Here is a 19397-nt window from a genome sequence, read left to right as displayed (position 1 = left end):
GAACGGGGGCAGGATGATCGACGCGTACGGAGATCCCGGCATACCTGACACGCGCGGCGGCTGGCGCTACCTGAGGTGGCTGGCGATGCGCCAGCCGGGGCGTTCGCTGGCCGGCGCGGTGTTCGGCTCGTCCTGGCTGGTGCTGATGGCGGCGCAGCCGTACCTGCTCTCGCGGGCGGTGGACGAGGGGCTGGTCCCGGGGCGGCTCGGGGTGCTGGCGGCCTGGACCGGCGCCATGTTCGCGGCCGGGACGGGGTGCGCGTGGCTGAGCATCATGCGGCACCGCACCATGACGCGGGTGCGGATGGACGCCAACTTCCGCACGGTGAAGCTGGTGGTGGAGCACGCGGCCCGGCTGGGCGCCGCGCTGCCGCGCCGGGTGGGGGCCGGTGAGGTCGTCACCGTCGGGGTGGGCGATGTGCAGACCCTCGCGCAGGCGCTGACCGTGATGGGGCCGGGGGTCGGCTCGGTGGTCGTCTACTCGGCGGTGGCCGCCCAGTTGCTGACGATCTCGGGCGCGGTCGCCGCGGTGGTGCTGCTGGGGGTGCCGGTCATCGCGCTGCTCACCGGTCCGCTGACCCGCCGGCTGCAGGGCACCGAGACCGAGTACCGGGAGCGGCAGGGCATCCTGACGGCACGCATCGGCGACCTCGCGGGCGGGCTGCGCGTGCTGAGCGGCCTCGGCGGCAAAAGCCTGTTCTCGGACGCGTTCGCCGGGGACTCACGGCGGCTGCGCGAGCAGGGCTACCGGGTCGGCGCGGTGACGAGCTGGGTGCAGGCGCTGGGGCTCGGCCTGCCCACGCTGTTCCTGGCGGCCGTGACCTGGCTGGCGGCCCGGCTGGCCGCCGAGGGCCGGATCACGGTCGGCGAGCTGGTGTCGGTGTACGGCTACGCGGCGGTGCTGATCGGCCCGGTCGCCTTCTTCGTGGAGATGAACTACGACCTGAACCGCGCGGTGGTGGCCGCCCGCCGGGTGGTGGCCCTGCTGCGGCTGGCCCCGGAGCCCGACGAGGGCACCCTCCCCGCCCCCGGGGGCCCGGCCGGGCTGCACGACCCGGCGTCCGGAGTGCGGGTGGCCCCCGGACGGCTGACCGCGCTGGTCTCCGCCCGTCCCGCCGACGCCGCCGCCGTGGTGGACCGCCTGGGCCGGTACGGTCCCACCGAGGCGCTGTGGGGTGACGTCCGCCTGGACGCGGTGCCGCTGGCCGAGGTGCGCGCGCGGGTGCTGGTCGCGGACAACGAGGCCGACCTGTTCGCCGGCCCCCTGCTGGAGACGGTGTCCGCCGGGCGCCCGGCGGACCCGGCCGCGGTGCGCCGGGCGGTGCGCGCGGCGGTGGCCGAGGACGTCGTGCGCGGGCTGCCCGAGGGGCTGGACACGGTGGTGTCCGGGCAGGGCCGCAGCCTCTCCGGAGGGCAGCGGCAGCGGGTCCGGCTGGCGCGGGCCCTGCTGGCCGACCCGGAGGTGCTGCTGGCGGTCGAACCGACCTCGGCACTGGACGCGCACACCGAGTCGGCGGTCGCCGCGCGGCTGCGCGAGGCGCGCGAGGGCCGTACGACGGTGGTGACGTCGACGTCGCCGCTGCTGCTGGACGTGGCGGACACGGTGCTGTTCCTGGTGGACGGCAAGGTGGCCGCGAGCGGCCCGCACCGGCTGCTGCTGGAGCGCGACAAGGGCTACCGGGCGCTGGTGGCGAGGGACTCGGGCGACGGGGAGGCCGCGCGGTGACGACGGACACGGGAGCGCTTCCGGTGGCGGAGCGGGCCGCGGTACGGCGGGCGGCCGCCCGGCTGGTCCGCGCCGACGGGCGGGCCTTCGCGGCCGCCCTGGCCCTGAACGCGCTGGCCGCCGGGGCGGGTGTGGTGAGCCCCTGGCTGGTGGGCCGGATCGTGGACGAGGTGCGGGCGGGCCACGGGGCCGGCGCGGTGGACCGGCTGGCCCTGTGGATCGTGCTGTGCGCACTGGCCCAGCTCGTACTGGCCCGCTGGGCGCGGTACGTGGCGCACCGGTTCGGGGAGCGGACGCTGGCCCGGGTGCGCGAGACCTTCGTGGAGCGGCTGCTGCGGCTGCCCGCCTCGGTGGTGGAGCGGGCCGGTACCGGGGACCTGACCGCGCGTGGCACGGCGGACGTGGCGACGGTCGGCACCACCTTGCGGGACATCGGCCCCGAGCTGCTGGTCTACGCGGTGCAGGCGCTGTTCGTCCTCGGCGCGGTGTTCGCGCTGAACCCGTGGCTCGGTCTGTTCGGGCTGCTCGGACTGACCCCAATCTGGCTGGCGGTGCGCTGGTACCTGCGGCGGGCGCGGGACGCCTATCTGGCCGAGGGCGCGGCGACCTCGGCGGTGGCGGAGATCGTGGCGGCGACCGCGGCGGGCGCCCGGACCGTGGAGGCGTTCGGGATGCGGGCGGCGCGTACGGTTGCGAGCCGCGAGGCGCTGGAGGAGTCCCGGCGCACCCGCTACCGCACGCTGGGGCTGCGCACCGTGTTCTTCCCGTGGGTCGAGATCTCGTACACGGTCCCGGTGGCCGGGGTGCTGCTGGTCGGGGGCTGGCTGCACGGGCGCGGTCTCGTCGGGCTGGGCGAGGTGGTGGCCGGGGCGCTGTACATGCGGCAGTTCACCGACCCGCTGGACATGGTGCTGATGCGGCTGGACCAACTCCAGAGCAGCGGCGCCTCGTTCGCCCGGGTGGAGGGCATCGCCGAGGCGCCGGACGGCCCGGCGGACACCTCGGCGGCCCCGGCGGACGACCGGATCGAGGTGCGCGGGGTGCGGTACGCCTACGAGCGCGGTGGCGAGGTGCTGCGCGGCGTGGACCTGACGGTCCGGCCCGGCGAACGGCTGGCCCTGGTCGGCACGTCGGGTGCGGGCAAGACCACGCTGAGCCGGCTGCTGGCCGGGATCGAGGCGCCCGCCTCGGGCTCGGTGACGGTGGGCGGGGTGCCGGTCGCCGACCTGGAGCCGGCGCGGCTGCGCCGCCAGGTGGTGCTGGTGACCCAGGAGCACCATGTCTTCCTGGGCTCGGTGCGCGACAACCTGCTGATCGCCGAACCCGGTTCCTCGGACGAGGAGTTGTGGCGGGCGCTGGCGGCCGTGGGCGCCGACGGCTGGGTGCGCGAGCTGCCCGGGGGGCTGGACACCCGGCTGGGCCAGGGCGGCCGGGTCACCGACGGCTCCCAGGCGCAGCAGCTCGCGCTGGCCCGGGTGGTGCTGGCCGACCCGCACACGCTGATCCTGGACGAGGCGACCGCCCTGCTGGACCCGGCCACCGCCCGGCACACGGAGCGGGGTCTGGCGGCGGTGCTCGCGGGCCGCACGGTGATCGCCATCGCGCACCGGCTGCACACCGCGCACGACGCGGACCGGGTCGCGGTGATGGAGGACGGACTCGTCACCGAGCTGGGCACCCACGACGAACTCGTCGCGGCGGACGGCGCGTACGCGACCCTGTGGCGGACCTGGCACGGGGACGGCTCGACAGCCTGAGTGGGCTGTCAACGCCCGTAGAACATAAGGGAGTTGGCCGATAGGGGAACGCACCCTTCCGGCCAACTTCCCGATGCGCTCATGACAGGTCCCCCGCCCCCCTGTCACTCTTCCCACGACCGACTCACAGCGACCGCACAGCGCTCACGCACCCCGCGACGCGCGATCCGCGCCCGTACGTGCGTCATGCACCGCGCACCGCCCTGTTCTGCCCCGGACGCCTCAACCCACCGTCCGGTCTCCCTCGGCCGCGTGACCGGCGGCCACGCAGAAGGAGTCAGTGTTGAGCAGCAGCCCCTGCCGCAGACCCGTCTCCCCGCGCCGTCGCACCGCCACCGTGGCCCTCGCCGGTGTCGCCGCGCTGATCGCCGCGGCCGTCCAGTCCGGCGCCGCGACCGCCGCCCCGGCGAAGCCCGCGCCGGGCAAGGCCGATCCCGCGCACAGCTCCGTACGCCTCACCCCCGCCCAGCGCACCGGACTGATCCGCGCCGCCGAGGCCGGGCGGGCGGACACGGCCCGCTCCATCGGGCTCGGCGCCCGCGAGCGGCTCGTCGCCCGTGACGTCGTCAAGGACGGCGACGGCACCCTGCACACCCGCTACGAGCGCACCTACGCCGGCCTGCCCGTGCTCGGCGGCGACCTGATCGTGGACACCGCCCCCTCGGGCGCGACCCGGCGCGTGCTGAAGGCGTCCGGCGCCGCCCTGAACGTCGCGGACCTCACCCCGGCCGTGCCGAAGGCGACGGCGGAGCGGCAGGCGGTGGCGCGGGCGAAGAAGCTCGGCGGCACCGCCCCGGCCGCCGACAGCGTGCGCGAGGTGATCTGGGCGGCCGGCGGCAAGCCGGTCCTCGCCTACGAGACGGTGGTCGGCGGCCTCCAGGACGACGGCACCCCGAACGAGCTGCACGTCGTCACCGACGCGGCGAGCGGCGCGAAGCTCTACGAGTACCAGGGCATCCGCACGGGCGTCGGCAACACCCAGTACAGCGGCCAGGTGCCGCTCACCACCACCCAGTCCGGTTCCGCGTACACCCTGACCGACGGGGACCGCGGCGGCCACAAGACGTACAACCTCAACCGGGGCACCTCCGGCACCGGCACGCTCTTCTCGCAGAGCGGCGACACCTGGGGCAACGGCACGATCTCGGACCCGGCGACGGCGGGCGCGGACGCGCACTACGGCGCGGCGGTCACCTGGGACTTCTACAAGAACACGTTCGGCCGCAGCGGTATCAAGAACAACGGCGTGGGCGCCTACTCCCGTGTGCACTACGGCAACGCGTATGTGAACGCCTTCTGGAGCGACTCCTGCTTCTGCATGACCTACGGCGACGGCTCGGGCAACGCCGACCCGCTGACCGCGCTGGACGTCGCCGGGCACGAGATGAGCCACGGCGTCACCGCCAACACGGCCGGGCTCAACTACTCCGGCGAGTCGGGCGGCCTGAACGAGGCGACCTCCGACATCTTCGGCACCGGCGTGGAGTTCTACGCCGCCAACAGCTCCGACCCCGGTGACTACCTCATCGGCGAGAAGATCGACATCAACGGCGACGGCACCCCGCTGCGCTACATGGACAAGCCCAGCAAGGACGGCGCGTCCAAGGACAGCTGGTACTCCGGTATCGGCGGCATCGACGTGCACTACTCCTCGGGGCCGGCCAACCACTTCTTCTACCTGCTGAGCGAGGGCAGCGGCGCCAAGGTGATCGACGGGGTCTCCTACGACTCCCCCACCGCCGACGGCCTCCCGGTCACCGGCATCGGCCGGGACAAGGCCCTGCAGATCTGGTACCGGGCGCTGACCACCAAGTGGACGTCCACCACCAACTACTCGGGCGCCCGCACCGGCACCCTGGCCGCGGCCGGGGAGCTGTACGGCACGACGAGCGCGGAGTACGCGGCGGTGCAGGACGCCTGGGCGGGCATCGGGGTGGGCACCCGGCCCGGCGGCGACACCGGCACCTCGTACGAATCCACCACCGCCGTGGCGATCCCGGACAACGGTGCGGCCGTCACCTCGGACATCACGGTCTCGGGCAGGAGCGGAAACGCGCCAAGCAACTTGCGCGTGGCCGTGAACATCACCCACACCTGGCGGGGTGACCTGGTGATCGATCTGGTCGGCCCGTCGGGCACCTCCTACCGGCTGAAGAGCTTCAGCTCCTCGGACTCCGGTGACGACGTGGACGAGACCTACACGGTGAACGCTTCCGCCGAATCCTCAAACGGCACTTGGAAGTTGAAGGTCCAGGACCAGGCCGCGCAGGACGTCGGCACGCTCAGTTCCTGGAAGGTCACCTTCCCGTAGACCCCCCTCGGGCCGCCCCTCGCGGCCGGTGAACGGGGGTCGTCCGGCGGGTGAACAGCCCTCCGGACGGCCCTCGTTCACACGCCTGCAACAACAACAAGACGCAATGTTTCGGCCAACATCAGATCAGGGTCATGACATGTACGCGTCCCTGGTGCCACGCTCTCCCCACCCGCCGCAGCTACACAGCTACTTCAGTACGCACCACCCCGGTCGGTGACCCCACACCGACCGGAAAGCCCCCACGTCAAGGAGCTACTGTGAGCACCCTCTACGCGCGTCGCAAGCGCACCACCCTCGTCATCGCCACCGCCGTGGCCGCCGGCGCGCTCCTCTCCACCGGCCTCACCTCCAGCGCGAGCGCCGAGAACAAGACCCTGGCCGGCGCCCCGACCCTGCTGTCGGCCTCGGCCCGCACCACGCTGATCCAGCAGGCCCAGTCCGACGCCCCCGGGACCGCCCAGCGCATAGGTCTCGGCGCCAAGGAGAAGCTGGTGGTCAGAGACGTCGTCAAGGACGTCGACGGCACCGTGCACACCCGCTACGAGCGCACCTACGCGGGCCTGCCGGTCCTCGGCGGCGACCTCGTGGTGCACACCGCCAAGTCGGGCAAGGCCGCGGGCGTCACCAAGGCGACCGGCGCGGTCATCAAGGTGGCCTCCCTCAAGCCGCAGATCGCCCCGGCCAAGGCGGAGAAGCAGGCCCTCGGCGCCGCGAAGACCCTCGGCTCCGCCAAGACCGAGGCGGACGGCGCCCGCAAGGTGATCTGGGCCGGCTCCGGCAAGCCCGTCCTCGCCTACGAGACGGTCGTCGGCGGCCTCCAGGACGACGGCACCCCGAACCAGCTGCACGTCATCACCGACGCCGCCACCGGCAAGAAGCTCTACGAGTACCAGGGCATCGAGACCGGCACCGGCAAGACCCTGTACTCCGGCACGGTCAGCCTCAACACCACGCTGTCGGGCTCGACGTACCAGCTCTCCGACGGCACGCGCGGCGGGCACAAGACGTACAACAAGTCCCACACCACCAGCACCAGCCAGGGCACCCTGTTCACCGACGCGGACGACGTCTGGGGCACCGGCACCGCCTCCAGCTCGACCACGGACCAGACGGCCGCCGCCGACGCGGCCTACGGCGCGCAGGCCACGTGGGACTTCTACAAGAACACGTTCGGCCGCAGCGGCATCAAGAACAACGGCGTCGGCGCGTACTCCCGCGTCCACTACGGCAACCAGTACGTGAACGCGTTCTGGGACGACTCCTGCTTCTGCATGACCTACGGCGACGGCTCGGGCAACAACCACCCGCTGACCTCGCTGGACGTGGCGGGCCACGAGATGAGCCACGGCGTCACCTCCAACACCGCGGGCCTGAACTACTCGGGCGAGTCCGGCGGCCTGAACGAGGCCACCTCCGACATCTTCGGCACCGGCGTGGAGTTCTACGCCAACAACGCCTCCGACCCCGGTGACTACCTCATCGGCGAGAAGATCAACATCAACGGCGACGGCACCCCGCTGCGCTACATGGACAAGCCCAGCAAGGACGGCGGCTCGGCGGACTACTGGTCCTCCTCGGTCGGCAACCTGGACGTGCACTACTCGTCCGGCATCGCCAACCACTTCTTCTTCCTGCTGGCCGAGGGCAGCGGGGCGAGGACGATCAACGGGGTCTCGTACAACTCCCCCACCGCCAACGGCTCCACCCTCACCGGCATCGGCCGCGCCAAGGCGCTGCAGATCTGGTACAAGGCCCTGACCACGTACATGACGTCCACCACCAACTACAAGGGCGCCCGCACGGCGACCCTGAGCGCGGCCTCCGCGCTCTACGGCTCCGGCAGCGCCGAGTACAACGCGGTCGCCGCGGCCTGGACCGCGGTCAAGGTGAGCTGAAGTACCAGTAGTTGAGACAGGGCGCCCCCTGGGAAGGTGATCTTCCGGGGGGCGCCCTACTCTTGTGACCCATGTCCTCGGCGCCCTTCACCTACGAGCCGGTCGGCGCGACCCGCGACGACCTGGCCGTCTGCCCGCCCGGCTTCCACCACCTCTTCTCCCGCACCCGGATCGGCGAGGGTCCGGGGGTCTTCCGCCGGGCCACGGAGGCGGTCCTCACCTGGGAGATGCACCGCGCGATGGGCGTCGGCATGGACACCACCGCCGAACGCGCGGCCCCCGGCACGGAGGTCACGGTGAACCTCGCCGGGATGATCAAGGCCCCCTGCCGGGTCGTCTGGACCGCCGACGAACCCCGCCGCGCGGGCTGGGCCTACGGCACCCTCCCCGGCCACCCCGAACACGGCGAGGAGGCCTTCGTCGTCGACCGCACCGGCGACGGCACGGTCTGGCTCACGGTCGCCGCGTACAGCCGCCCCGCCAAGTGGTACACCCGCACCGTCGGCCCGGCCGCCCGCGCCCTCCAGCACGCCTACGCCCGCAGATGCGGCGCCACCCTGAAGCGGCTGTGCGCGCCGGAGGACGAGAGCTAGGGCCTTTCTTCCGGATCAGGCCGGCTCGGTCCGACGGTGCCTTCGGGCCGACCCGAGCGGGGTCTGGTGCGTGCGGCTGCAAGGCGGAGGAGGGCGTCGACGCGATGGGGGTCCCCCCGCGCGAGCGCAGCCGAGCGTGGGGGAGTCGGCAACCGACGACAACGCGGCTGGGGGTCCCCCCTGCTCGCAGAGCTTGGGGGAGGGCGTGCCAGACCCCGCGACCCCGGCAAGATCCGGAAGACAGGCCCTAGTCCGTCGCCGGAGGACGGGCGGCACGGCCCGCCCTCCGACGGCGCGGACTCAGCGCAGCAGCACCCCCGCCGACTCCACCGCCTCCTGCGGTGGTGCCGTGACCAGGCCCGTCTCCGCCGTGGACGCCAGCAGGCGGTGGGCGGGCAGGATGCGGACGGTGTAGCCGAAGGGCCCGGTGCGGTCGAGGAAGAGGGGGCCCTCGTAGAGCCAGCGGCCCTCCAGGTCGGGGTTGCCGACCGGCTTCAGCGGGACCGTGCTCGCGTCCGTGATGCGGTCGCCGGAGTCGACCCGGCCGGACACCACCTGCACTTCCACGTCGTCCGGCGTCAGCTCGCCGAGCCCGACCCGCACCCGGAGGCCGACGCTGGAGCCCAGCTCCGCGGTGGCGGTGGGCGCGGTCGTCTCCACGTGGTCGACGCTCACCCCCGGCCAGGCGGCCCGCACCCGCGCCTTCCAGCCGGCCAGTTCCCGCGCGGTGTCCGGGACGAGGGCGCGGTGGGCCTGCGCGGCCGGGGCGTAGAGCCGTTCGACGTACTCGCGGACCATGCGGCCGGCCAGCACCTTGGGGCCGAGCAGGGTGAGTGTCTGGCGGACCATCTCGATCCACCGGTCGGGCAGGGAGGCCCGTCCGCGCTCGTAGAAGCGCGGGGTGACCCGGCCCTCCAGGAGTTCGTACAGCGCGGCGGCCTCGATGTCGTCCCGCCGCTCGGTGTCGGTGGCCGCGCCGTCCGCCGTGGGGATGGCCCACCCGAAGTCGGGCTGGAACCATTCGTCCCACCAGCCGTCCAGCACCGAGAGGTTGAGGCAGCCGTTGAGCGCGGCCTTCATCCCGGAGGTGCCGCACGCCTCCAGCGGGCGCAGCGGGTTGTTCAGCCAGATGTCGCAGCCGGGGTAGAGCTTCTGGGCCATCCCCATGCCGTAGTCGGGCAGGAACACGATCCGGTGCCGCACCCGCGGGTCGTCGGCGAACCGCACGAGTTCCTGGACGAGCTTCTTGCCGCCGTCGTCCGCCGGGTGCGCCTTGCCCGCCACCACGATCTGCACGGGCCGCTGCGGATGCAGCAGCAGCTCGGTCAGCCGCTCCTTGTCCCGCAGCATCAGCGTGAGCCGCTTGTACGAGGGCACGCGCCGGGCGAAGCCGATGGTCAGCACGTCCGGGTCGAGCACCCCGTCGATCCAGCCCAGCTCGGCGTCGGCCGCGCCGCGCTGGCGCCAGGAGGCGCGCAGCCGGGACCGCACCTCCAGCACGAGCTGTTCGCGCAGGGTGCGGCGCAGCTCCCAGATCTCCTGGTCCGGGATCTGGGCGACCGCGTCCCAGCGCTCGGAGCCGCCGACGGTCAGCGCGTCCTCGGCCCGCTGCGTGCCGAGCTGGCGCGAGCCCAGCCGCAGCACCTCGGGAGCCACCCAGGTCGGGGCGTGCACCCCGTTGGTGACCGAGGTGATCGGCACCTCCTCGGCGTCGAAGCCGGGCCAGAGCCCGGCGAACATCTCCCGGCTGACCTGCCCGTGCAGCAGGGACACCCCGTTGGCCCGCTGGGCGAGGCGCAGCCCCATCACGGCCATGTTGAACAGGTTCGGCTCGCCGCCCGGGTAGGTCTCGGTGCCGAGCGCCAGGACCCGGCGCGGGTCGAGGTCCGGCAGCTCGGCGTCGGGCCCGAAGTGCCGGGCGACCAGGTCCCGGTCGAAGCGGTCGATGCCGGCGGGGACGGGGGTGTGCGTGGTGAACACCGTCCCGGACCGGACGGTCTCCAGCGCCGGGTCGAAGTCGAGCCCCTGGCGGGCCAGTTCGGCGATCCGCTCCAGGCCGAGGAACCCGGCGTGCCCCTCGTTGGTGTGGAACACCTCGGGCGCCGCGTGCCCGGTGAGCCGGCAGTAGGTGCGCACGGCGCGGACACCTCCTATGCCGAGGAGCATCTCCTGCAGCAGCCGGTGCTCGCTGCCGCCGCCGTAGAGCCGGTCGGTGACTCCGCGTTCGGCGGGGTCGTTCTCCTCCACGTCGGAGTCGAGGAGCAGCAGCGGCACCCTGCCGACCTGGGCGACCCAGATCCGGGCGTGCAGGGCGCGGCCGCCGGGCAGCGCGAGGGAGACGCGGGCGGCGGTGCCGTCCTCCTCCTTGAGCTGGGTCAGCGGCAGCTCGTTGGGGTCGAGGACGGGGTAGTGCTCCTGCTGCCAGCCGTCGCGGGAGAGGGACTGGCGGAAGTAGCCGTGCCGGTAGAGCAGTCCGACGCCGATCAGCGGGGCGCCCAGGTCGCTGGCCGCCTTCAGGTGGTCGCCGGCCAGGATGCCGAGGCCGCCGGAGTACTGGGGCAGCGCGGCGGTGATGCCGAACTCGGGCGAGAAGTAGGCGACGGCGGCGGGCAGCCCGTCGCCCTGCTGCTGGTACCAGCGGGCGCCGCTCACGTAGTCGTCCAGGTCGTCGGCGACCGCGGTCAGGCGGCGCAGGAAGCGCCGGTCCTGCGCCAGCTCGGCCAGCCGGGCGGGGCTGACCCGGCCGAGCAGCCGCACCGGGTCGCCCTCGGCGGCGGCCCAGTGCTCGGGGTCGACGGACTGGAACAGGTCGCGCGTCTCCGCGTGCCAGGACCAGCGCAGGTTGCGCGCCAGGTCGCTGAGCGGCCGGAGTGGTTCGGGGAGAACGGGACGGACGGTGAACCGACGGATGGCCTTCACATTCCACCTCGGACGCGTCGCGGGGTGAGACGCACGGCGCTGTACGTCTCGTCGTCATTGTCGACGGTAGTGGTTACCGGGGCGTCACCGGTGAAGCATCCGGGTGAAGCGGTCCGAACATGGCACATCCGGTACGTACGAGACCGGATGTGGACGGGTTGTGCCCGGTGCGGGTGCGCCCGGATTTGGCCGAAGCCCGCCGGAACGGGGGGAGTCAAGGCGCTCGGGGTGGGAATCCGGAGAAGGTGCCGGTCTTGTCCGGGGGCGTACGCGCGAGTAGTTAACACAGTGCCGGATTGCCCACCCGAACCGGATGGGAAGGCTCACCCGGTACGGCCCCGCAGGCACCACAGCACCGCAGCAGGACCCATCTCCCGCACACCCGCCCACACACATGTCGACGCGGACAGGAGCGGTCATGCCCGCCACGCACCACTCGTCAGCACCGGTGACCCCCGGCAAGGCGGCCGGCAGAAAACCGGCCCGGCCGGCCCGGACGGCGGCCCCGCCGGACGACACCCGGACGGCCACGCCCGAGCCCCCGAGAGGACAGCCGGTGGTGGGCCGCATCCCGGTCCTGGACGTGCGGCCCGTGGTCCAGGGCGGGCGCAGGCCCGCCAAGGCGGTGCCCGGCGAGGTCTTCGAGGTGTCGGCCACCGTGTTCCGCGAGGGGCACGACGCCGTCGCCGCCGATGTGGTGCTGCGCGACCCGGACGGCCGTCCCGGTCCGTTCACCCCGATGCGGGAACTGGCCCCCGGCACCGACCGCTGGGGCGCCACGGTCAGCGCGGACCGGCCCGGCCGGTGGACGTACACGGTCCAGGCGTGGTCGGACCCGCTCTCCACCTGGCGGCACACGGCGGAGATCAAGATCCCGGCCGGCATCGACACCGGACTCGTCCTGGAGGAGGGTGCGCGGCTGTACGAGCGCGCGGCCGCCGGGGTGCCCGCCGGGCGCCGGGAGGTCGTGCTGGACGCGGTCGCGGCCCTGCGCGACGAGGACCGTCCGGCCGCCTGGCGGCTGGCGTCGGCCCTGGCCCCGGAGGTGTCGGAGATCCTCGCCCGCCATCCCCTGCGCGAACTGGTCACGTCCTCCGACCCGATGCCGTTGCTGGTGGAGCGGGAGCGGGCGCTGTACGGCTCCTGGTACGAGTTCTTCCCGCGCTCCGAGGGCACCCTCGACCGGCCGCACGGCACGTTCCGTACGGCGGCGAAGCGGCTTGAGGCGATCGCGGAGATGGGCTTCGACGTCGTCTACCTTCCCCCGATCCACCCGATCGGGACCACGCACCGCAAGGGCCGCAACAACACCCTCACCGCCACCCCCGACGACGTCGGCGTGCCCTGGGCGATCGGCTCGCCCGAAGGCGGCCACGACGCCGTCCACCCCGACCTGGGCACGCTGGAGGACTTCGACTTCTTCGTGGACCGGGCCCGCGCCCTGGGCCTGGAGATCGCGCTGGACTTCGCCCTCCAGTGCTCCCCGGACCACCCGTGGGTGGAGAAGCATCCGCAGTGGTTCCACCACCGCTCCGACGGCACCATCGCGTACGCGGAGAACCCGCCGAAGAAGTACCAGGACATCTACCCGGTCGCCTTCGACGCCGACATGGACGGCCTGGTCGACGAGACCGTCCGCGTCCTGCGGCACTGGATGGACCACGGGGTCCGCATCTTCCGCGTCGACAACCCGCACACCAAGCCCGTCGTGTTCTGGGAGCGCGTCATCGGCGAGATCAACCGCGCCGACCCGGACGTCATCTTCCTGGCCGAGGCGTTCACCCGCCCCGCGATGATGCACACCCTCGCCCAGATCGGCTTCCAGCAGTCCTACACCTACTTCACCTGGCGCAACAGCAAACAGGAGTTGGCGGAGTACCTCACCGAACTCTCGGGGGAGGCGGCCGCCTACATGCGGCCCAACTTCTTCGCCAACACCCCGGACATCCTGCACGGCTACCTCCAGCGGGGCGGGCGCCCGGCCTTCGAGATCCGTGCCGTCCTCGCGGCGACCCTCTCCCCCACGTGGGGCATCTACAGCGGCTACGAACTCTGTGAGAACGAGCCGTTGAAGGCGAACAGCGAGGAGTACGGGGACTCGGAGAAGTACCAGCTCAAGCCGAGGGACTGGGAGGCCGCGGCCCGCGAGGGCCGGACCATCGCGCCCCTCATCACCCGGCTCAACGGAATCCGCCGGGAGAACCCGGCACTGCACCAGCTCAGGGACATCCACTTCCACCACGCGGACCAGGACGGAGTGATCGTCTACTCCAAGCGCAGCGGATCGAACACGGTTCTGGTGGTCGTCAACCTCGACCCGCACCACACCCAGGAGGCCACGGTCTCGTTGGACATGCCGCAACTCGGCCTCGAATGGCACGAGTCGGTGCCGGTGCGCGACCTGCTCACCGGTGAGTCCTTCAACTGGGGCAGGGCCAACTATGTGCGACTCGAACCGGGTCGTCGACCCGCGCATGTGTTCTCGGTTCTGCGACCGTCCAACCCGCGGATCGGAGGGTCACCCGCCATATGATCGTCAACGAGCCCGTTCCCGACACCTTCGAGGACACTCCGGCCAAGGACCGGGACCCCGAGTGGTTCAAGCGTGCCGTCTTCTACGAGGTCCTGGTCCGATCCTTCCAGGACAGCAACGGCGACGGCGTCGGTGACCTCAAGGGTCTGACCGCCAAACTCGACTATCTGCAATGGCTCGGCGTGGACTGCCTCTGGCTCCCGCCGTTCTTCAAGTCGCCGCTGCGTGACGGTGGTTACGACGTCTCCGACTACACGGCCGTGCTGCCCGAGTTCGGTGACCTCGCGGACTTCGTGGAGTTCGTGGACGCCGCCCACCAGCGGGGCATGCGGGTCATCATCGACTTCGTCATGAACCACACCAGCGACCAGCACCCGTGGTTCCAGGAGTCCCGCGCCAACCCCGACGGCCCCTACGGCGACTACTACGTCTGGGCCGACGACGACAAGCAGTACCAGGACGCCCGGATCATCTTCGTCGACACCGAGGCGTCGAACTGGACGTACGACCCGGTGCGCAAGCAGTACTACTGGCACCGCTTCTTCTCGCACCAGCCGGACCTCAACTACGAGAACCCGGCCGTGCAGGAGGAGATGATCTCCGCGCTGAAGTTCTGGCTGGACCTCGGCATCGACGGGTTCCGGCTGGACGCCGTGCCGTACCTGTACCAGCGCGAGGGCACCAACTGCGAGAACCTCCCCGAGACCCACGACTTCCTGAAGCGGGTCCGCAAGGAGGTCGACGAGCAGTACGCCGACAAGGTCGTGCTGGCGGAGGCCAATCAGTGGCCCGAGGACGTGGTCGACTACTTCGGCGACTACTCCACCGGCGGCGACGAATGCCACATGGCGTTCCACTTCCCGGTCATGCCCCGCATCTTCATGGCCGTACGCCGCGAGTCCCGCTACCCGGTCTCCGAGATCCTCGCCAAGACCCCCGCCATCCCCACCAACTGCCAGTGGGGCATCTTCCTGCGCAACCACGACGAGCTGACCCTCGAAATGGTCACCGACGAGGAACGCGACTACATGTGGGCCGAATACGCGAAAGACCCGCGTATGCGCGCCAACATCGGCATCCGTCGCAGGCTCGCCCCCCTCCTCGACAACGACCGCAACCAGATCGAACTGTTCACCGCACTCCTGCTCTCCCTGCCCGGCTCGCCGATCCTCTACTACGGCGACGAGATCGGCATGGGCGACAACATCTGGCTCGGCGACCGCGACGCCGTCCGCACCCCCATGCAGTGGACACCCGACCGCAACGCCGGCTTCTCCTCCTGCGACCCCGGCCGCCTGTTCCTCCCCACGATCATGGACCCCGTCCACGGCTACCAGGTCACCAACGTCGAAGCGTCGATGTCCTCGCCGTCCAGCCTGCTGCACTGGACCCGCCGCATGATCGAGATCCGCAAACAGAACCCCGCCTTCGGACTCGGGTCCTACACCGAGCTGACGTCCTCCAACCCGGCGGTGCTCGCCTTCCTGCGCGAGTACGAGGACGACCTCGTGGTCTGCGTGCACAACTTCTCGCGGTTCGCGCAGCCCACCGAGCTGGATCTGCGCCCGTTCCTCGGGCGGCATCCGGTCGAGCTGTTCGGCGGAGTGCGCTTCCCGGCCGTCGGGGAGCTGCCGTATCTGCTGACCCTCGCGGGCCACGGCTTCTACTGGTTCCGGTTGCGCCAGGACGCGGCGTAGTACCGGCCGGGTGGGGCGGCCGCCGGTTTCCGCCGCCCCGCTCGGGGCACCGTTCAGTAACACCCCGACGACCCGGGGAAAGGACGTGACGCCCATGGCGGAAACGGTCACCCCCTCCAGCACGTCAGGTACCGACGCATCACTCCTCGAATCCCTCGATCCCCTGCTGCGCGAATGGCTGCCCCGGCAGCGCTGGTTCGCCGGGAAGGGGCGCGAGGTCACCGGCTTCGATCTCGCGGCCACCACCGAACTCCTGCCCCTCGATGGGCGGTTGGGGCTCTATCACCTGCTGGTGCGCGTCCGTCAGCCACCGGCTCCGGGCGTCCCGCCGCAGCCCGGTGACTGCTACCAGTTGCTGATAGGCGTGCGCGAGGCGCTGCCGCCCAGGCTGGCGCCCGCGCTGATCGGCCATGTCGCGGACGGCCCGCTCGCCGGGCGCACGGTCTACGACGCGCTGTACGACCCGCGGCCCGCCGAAGTGCTGCTGGAGGCCCTGCGCACCGGTGCGCGCGTGGGCGCCCTGCGCTTCGAGAAGGACCCGGCGCACGAGATCCGGGAGCAGCTGGTCGCCCGGCTGATGACCGCGGAGCAGTCCAACTCCTCCGTGGTGTACGGAGATACGTTCATCCTAAAGCTGCTGCGCCGGGTCACCGCCGGCGTCAACCCCGACCTGGAGCTGCCGCTCGCGCTGGCCCGTGAGGGCTGCCCGCGGGTACCCGCCCCGGTGGCCTGGCTGCGCGCCGAGCTGGACACCGAACCGTACGTGCTCGCGGCGCTCCAGCCGTTCCTGAACGGCGCGACGGACGGCTGGGAGCTGGCGCTGCGCGAGCTGGCCAAGGGCGAGGAGTTCACCGGCGAGGCGCGGGCGCTGGGGCGGGCCACCGCCGAGGTGCACACCGCGCTCGCCCGCGCCCTGCCCACGGTCACCCTCGGCCACGCCCAACTGGACCTCCTGGTGGCCGGGATGACCGAGCGGCTGACGGCCGCGGTGCAGGCGGTCCCCGCGCTGCGGCCCCACGAGCGGGGGCTGCGCTCGGCCTACGAGGCCCTGGCCGACCTGGGCCGCGAGGGCCAGAGGTGGACCGCGCAGCGGGTGCACGGCGATCTGCACCTCGGGCAGTGCCTGCGCTCGCCGTCCGGCAACTGGTCACTGATCGACTTCGAGGGCGAGCCGTCCCGGCCGCTGGCCGAGCGGCGGATGCCCCAGCCCGCGGTGCGCGACATCGCGGGGATGCTGCGCTCCTTCGACTACGCGGCCGCGCATTCCCCGCAGGGCCGGGCCCCCGCCTGGGCGCACGCCTGCCGGGCCGCCTACTGCACCGGGTACGCCGAGGTCACCGGCCGCGACCCGCGCACCGACCCGGTGATGCTGCGCGCCTACGAGACCGACAAGGCGGTCTACGAGGTCGTCTACGAGGCCCGGCACCGCCCCGAGTGGCTGCCGGTCCCGCTGTCGGCGGTACGCCGCCTCGCCACGTCCGACCCGACCTGACCCGAACCCGACCGGGAGACTCGTCCGTGACGCCCAAGAAGTCAGCCGGCCCGAAGAGCAAGTCCGGTAAGAAGCAGGCCAAGTCCGCGCAGGCGGACGTCGCCGGGAAGACCCGGGCGAAACCCGGCAGGCAGGCGGACTCCCCGGAGAACGCGCCGGAGAAGGCGCCGGGCAAGACACCGGAGAACGCGCCCGCGATCCCGAAGGCGCGCACCCCCGAGGCAGGCACCCCCGAGGCGCCCGCACCCGAGGCGCCCGCCGTCTCCCCCGCCCTCGGCCCGGCCGACCGCGAACGCCTGCTCGCGGGCACCCATCACGACCCGCACTCCGTGCTGGGCGGCCACCCGGTGCCCGGCGGGGTCGCCTTCCGGGTGTTCCGCCCGTACGCGCACGGGGTGACCGTCGTCTTCGAGGACGTCCGGGCGGAGCTGCGCGACGACGGGGACGGCTTCTTCTCCGGTTTCCTCCCGCTGACCGAGGTCCCGGCCTACCGGCTGGTGGTGACGTACGACGGCTCGACGCACGAGACCGAGGACCCGTACCGCTTCCTGCCCACCCTCGGCGACCTGGACCTGCACCTGCTCGGCGAGGGGCGGCACGAGGAGCTGTGGCGGGCGCTGGGCTCGCGGGTGCTGACCCAACAGGGCGTCACCGGCACCCGGTTCGCGGTGTGGGCGCCGAACGCGCTCGGAGTGCGGGTGGCGGGCGGCTTCGACTTCTGGGACGCGACCGGCTTCCCGATGCGCTCGCTGGGCTCGTCCGGGGTGTGGGAGCTGTTCGTGCCCGGGGTCGGTGAGGGCGAGCTGTACAAGTACGAGATCACCCGCCCGGACGGCTCGCGGACCACCCGCGCCGACCCGATGGCCCGGCGTACGGAGGTGCCGCCGGCCACGTCCTCGATCGTGGACGTCTCCCGCCACGAGTGGGGGGACGCGGAGTGGATGGCCCACCGCGCGGACCGCCCGGTGCACGAGGCGCCGTTCTCGGTGTACGAGGTGCACCTGCCGTCCTGGCGGCCGGGGCTGACCTACCGGCAGCTGGCCGAGCAGCTCCCCGCCTATGTCGGCGATCTCGGCTTCACCCACGTCGAGCTGATGCCGGTGGCCGAGCATCCCTTCGGGGGTTCCTGGGGCTACCAGGTCACCGGGTTCTACGCCCCGACGGCCCGGCTCGGTACGCCCGACGACTTCAAGTACCTGGTGGACAGGCTGCACCAGGCGGGCATCGGCGTGCTGATGGACTGGGTGCCCGCGCACTTCCCGCGCGACGAGTGGGCGCTGGCCGAGTTCGACGGGCGTCCGCTGTACGAGCACGCCGATCCGCTGCGGGCCGCCCATCCCGACTGGGGCACGCTGGAGTTCGACTTCGGGCGCCGCGAGGTGCGCAACTTCCTGGTCGCCAACGCCGTGTACTGGTGCGAGGAGTTCCACATCGACGGCCTGCGCGTGGACGCGGTCGCCTCGATGCTCTACCTCGACTACTCGCGCGAGGCAGGCCAGTGGACGCCGAACGAGTTCGGCGGGCGGGAGAACCTGGACGCGGTCGCCTTCCTCCAGGAGATGAACGCCACCGTCTACCGGCGCTGCCCCGGTGTGGTCACCGTCGCCGAGGAGTCGACCGCCTGGGACGGCGTGACCCGGCCCACCCACCACCAGGGCCCGAGCGGCTTCGGCGGGCTGGGCTTCGGGCTGAAGTGGAACATGGGCTGGATGCACGACTCGCTGGCCTACATGGCCCATGAGCCGGTGCACCGCAAGTACCACCACCACGAGATGACGTTCTCGATGGTGTACGCGTACAGCGAGAACTACGTCCTGCCCATCTCCCACGACGAGGTCGTGCACGGCAAGCGGTCGCTCGTCTCCAAGATGCCCGGCGACTGGTGGCAGCAGCGCGCCAACCACCGGGCCTACCTCGGCTTCATGTGGGCCCACCCGGGCAAGCAACTGCTCTTCATGGGGCAGGAGTTCGCCCAGGGCGCCGAGTGGTCCGAGGCACACGGCCCGGACTGGTGGCTGCTCGATCCGGCCTACGGCGCCGAGTCCGACCACCGGGGCGTGCGCGACCTGGTCCGCGACCTCAACACCGCCTACCGGGACACCCCGGCGCTGTGGGAGCGGGACACCGATCCGGCGGGGTTCGAGTGGATCGTGGGGGACGCGGCGGAGGACAACGTCTTCGCCTTCCTGCGCCGGGACGCCGAGGGCAACCCGCTGCTGTGCGTCGCCAACCTGTCCCCGCTGGTCCGCCACGAGTACCGGCTGGGCGTCCCCGACGACGTCCCCGCCTGGCACGAGACCCTCAACACCGACCTCGGCCGCTACGGCGGCGGCGACGTGACGAGCCAGGACACCGTCAAGCCCGAACCCCAGCCGTGGCACGGCCGCCCGGCCAGCGTCCGCCTCACCCTGCCCCCGCTGGCGACGGTGTGGCTGCGGCCGGCCTGAGGCCCGGTCCGTCCGGGGGCACCG

General features: G+C 72.2%; 10 protein-coding genes. 9 read left to right on the top strand and 1 reads right to left on the bottom strand.

What is annotated here, in order from left to right; all coding sequences use genetic code 11:
* Window positions 1-13 precede the first annotated feature (13 nt).
* The 5 genes from ABZ898_RS02145 to ABZ898_RS02125 all read left to right on the top strand — a co-directional run bounded on the left by ABZ898_RS02145 (window position 14) and on the right by ABZ898_RS02125 (window position 8285).
* Window positions 14-1726, top strand: a complete 1713-nt coding sequence (locus tag ABZ898_RS02145) for an ABC transporter ATP-binding protein (protein ID WP_361651838.1) — start codon at window positions 14-16, stop codon at window positions 1724-1726.
* On the top strand, window positions 1723-3483 hold the full coding sequence (locus tag ABZ898_RS02140) for an ABC transporter ATP-binding protein (RefSeq protein WP_361651836.1): 1761 nt from the start codon (window positions 1723-1725) through the stop codon (window positions 3481-3483). The genes ABZ898_RS02145 and ABZ898_RS02140 overlap by 4 nt, the downstream gene beginning before the upstream one ends.
* A 283-nt stretch (window positions 3484-3766) precedes the next feature.
* Window positions 3767-5794 (top strand): M4 family metallopeptidase, encoded by a 2028-nt coding sequence (locus ABZ898_RS02135; RefSeq protein WP_361651834.1) that lies wholly within the window; start codon window positions 3767-3769, stop codon window positions 5792-5794.
* 260 nt (window positions 5795-6054) lie between these two features.
* Window positions 6055-7692: a M4 family metallopeptidase gene (locus tag ABZ898_RS02130; protein WP_361651832.1), complete on the top strand. Its 1638-nt coding sequence runs from the start codon at window positions 6055-6057 to the stop codon at window positions 7690-7692.
* A 71-nt stretch (window positions 7693-7763) separates the two neighbouring features.
* The gene (locus ABZ898_RS02125; protein ID WP_361651830.1) at window positions 7764-8285 is read left to right on the top strand and encodes a DUF1990 domain-containing protein; all 522 of its coding nucleotides are present in this window, start codon (window positions 7764-7766) and stop codon (window positions 8283-8285) included.
* 300 nt (window positions 8286-8585) lie between these two features.
* On the opposite strand, the gene ABZ898_RS02120 is transcribed toward ABZ898_RS02125, so the two are convergent.
* The gene (locus ABZ898_RS02120; RefSeq protein WP_361651829.1) at window positions 8586-11204 is read right to left on the bottom strand and encodes a glycosyltransferase family 1 protein; all 2619 of its coding nucleotides are present in this window, start codon (window positions 11202-11204) and stop codon (window positions 8586-8588) included.
* Window positions 11205-11622: 418 nt separating this feature from the next.
* Here ABZ898_RS02120 and ABZ898_RS02115 point away from each other — a divergent pair, with 418 nt between their 5' ends.
* From ABZ898_RS02115 to glgB, 4 genes are all read left to right on the top strand, one after another.
* Window positions 11623-13737 (top strand): alpha-1,4-glucan--maltose-1-phosphate maltosyltransferase, encoded by a 2115-nt coding sequence (locus ABZ898_RS02115; protein ID WP_361651827.1) that lies wholly within the window; start codon window positions 11623-11625, stop codon window positions 13735-13737.
* The gene (treS, locus tag ABZ898_RS02110; RefSeq protein WP_361651825.1) at window positions 13734-15434 is read left to right on the top strand and encodes a maltose alpha-D-glucosyltransferase; all 1701 of its coding nucleotides are present in this window, start codon (window positions 13734-13736) and stop codon (window positions 15432-15434) included. The genes ABZ898_RS02115 and treS overlap by 4 nt, the downstream gene beginning before the upstream one ends.
* Before the next feature lie 94 nt (window positions 15435-15528).
* A complete protein-coding gene (locus ABZ898_RS02105; RefSeq protein WP_361651823.1) occupies window positions 15529-16926 on the top strand; it encodes a maltokinase in 1398 nt (465 codons plus the stop codon).
* A gap of 26 nt (window positions 16927-16952) precedes the next feature.
* Window positions 16953-19373 (top strand): 1,4-alpha-glucan branching enzyme, encoded by a 2421-nt coding sequence (gene glgB / locus ABZ898_RS02100; protein WP_361651822.1) that lies wholly within the window; start codon window positions 16953-16955, stop codon window positions 19371-19373.
* The last annotated feature ends 24 nt before the right edge of the window (window positions 19374-19397 follow it).

Source organism: Streptomyces sp. NPDC046860 (genome assembly GCF_040645115.1).
GTDB lineage: Bacteria > Actinomycetota > Actinomycetes > Streptomycetales > Streptomycetaceae > Streptomyces.
Note: the sequence above shows the minus strand (reverse complement) of the source record. Positions and strands in the feature narration are given on the sequence as shown.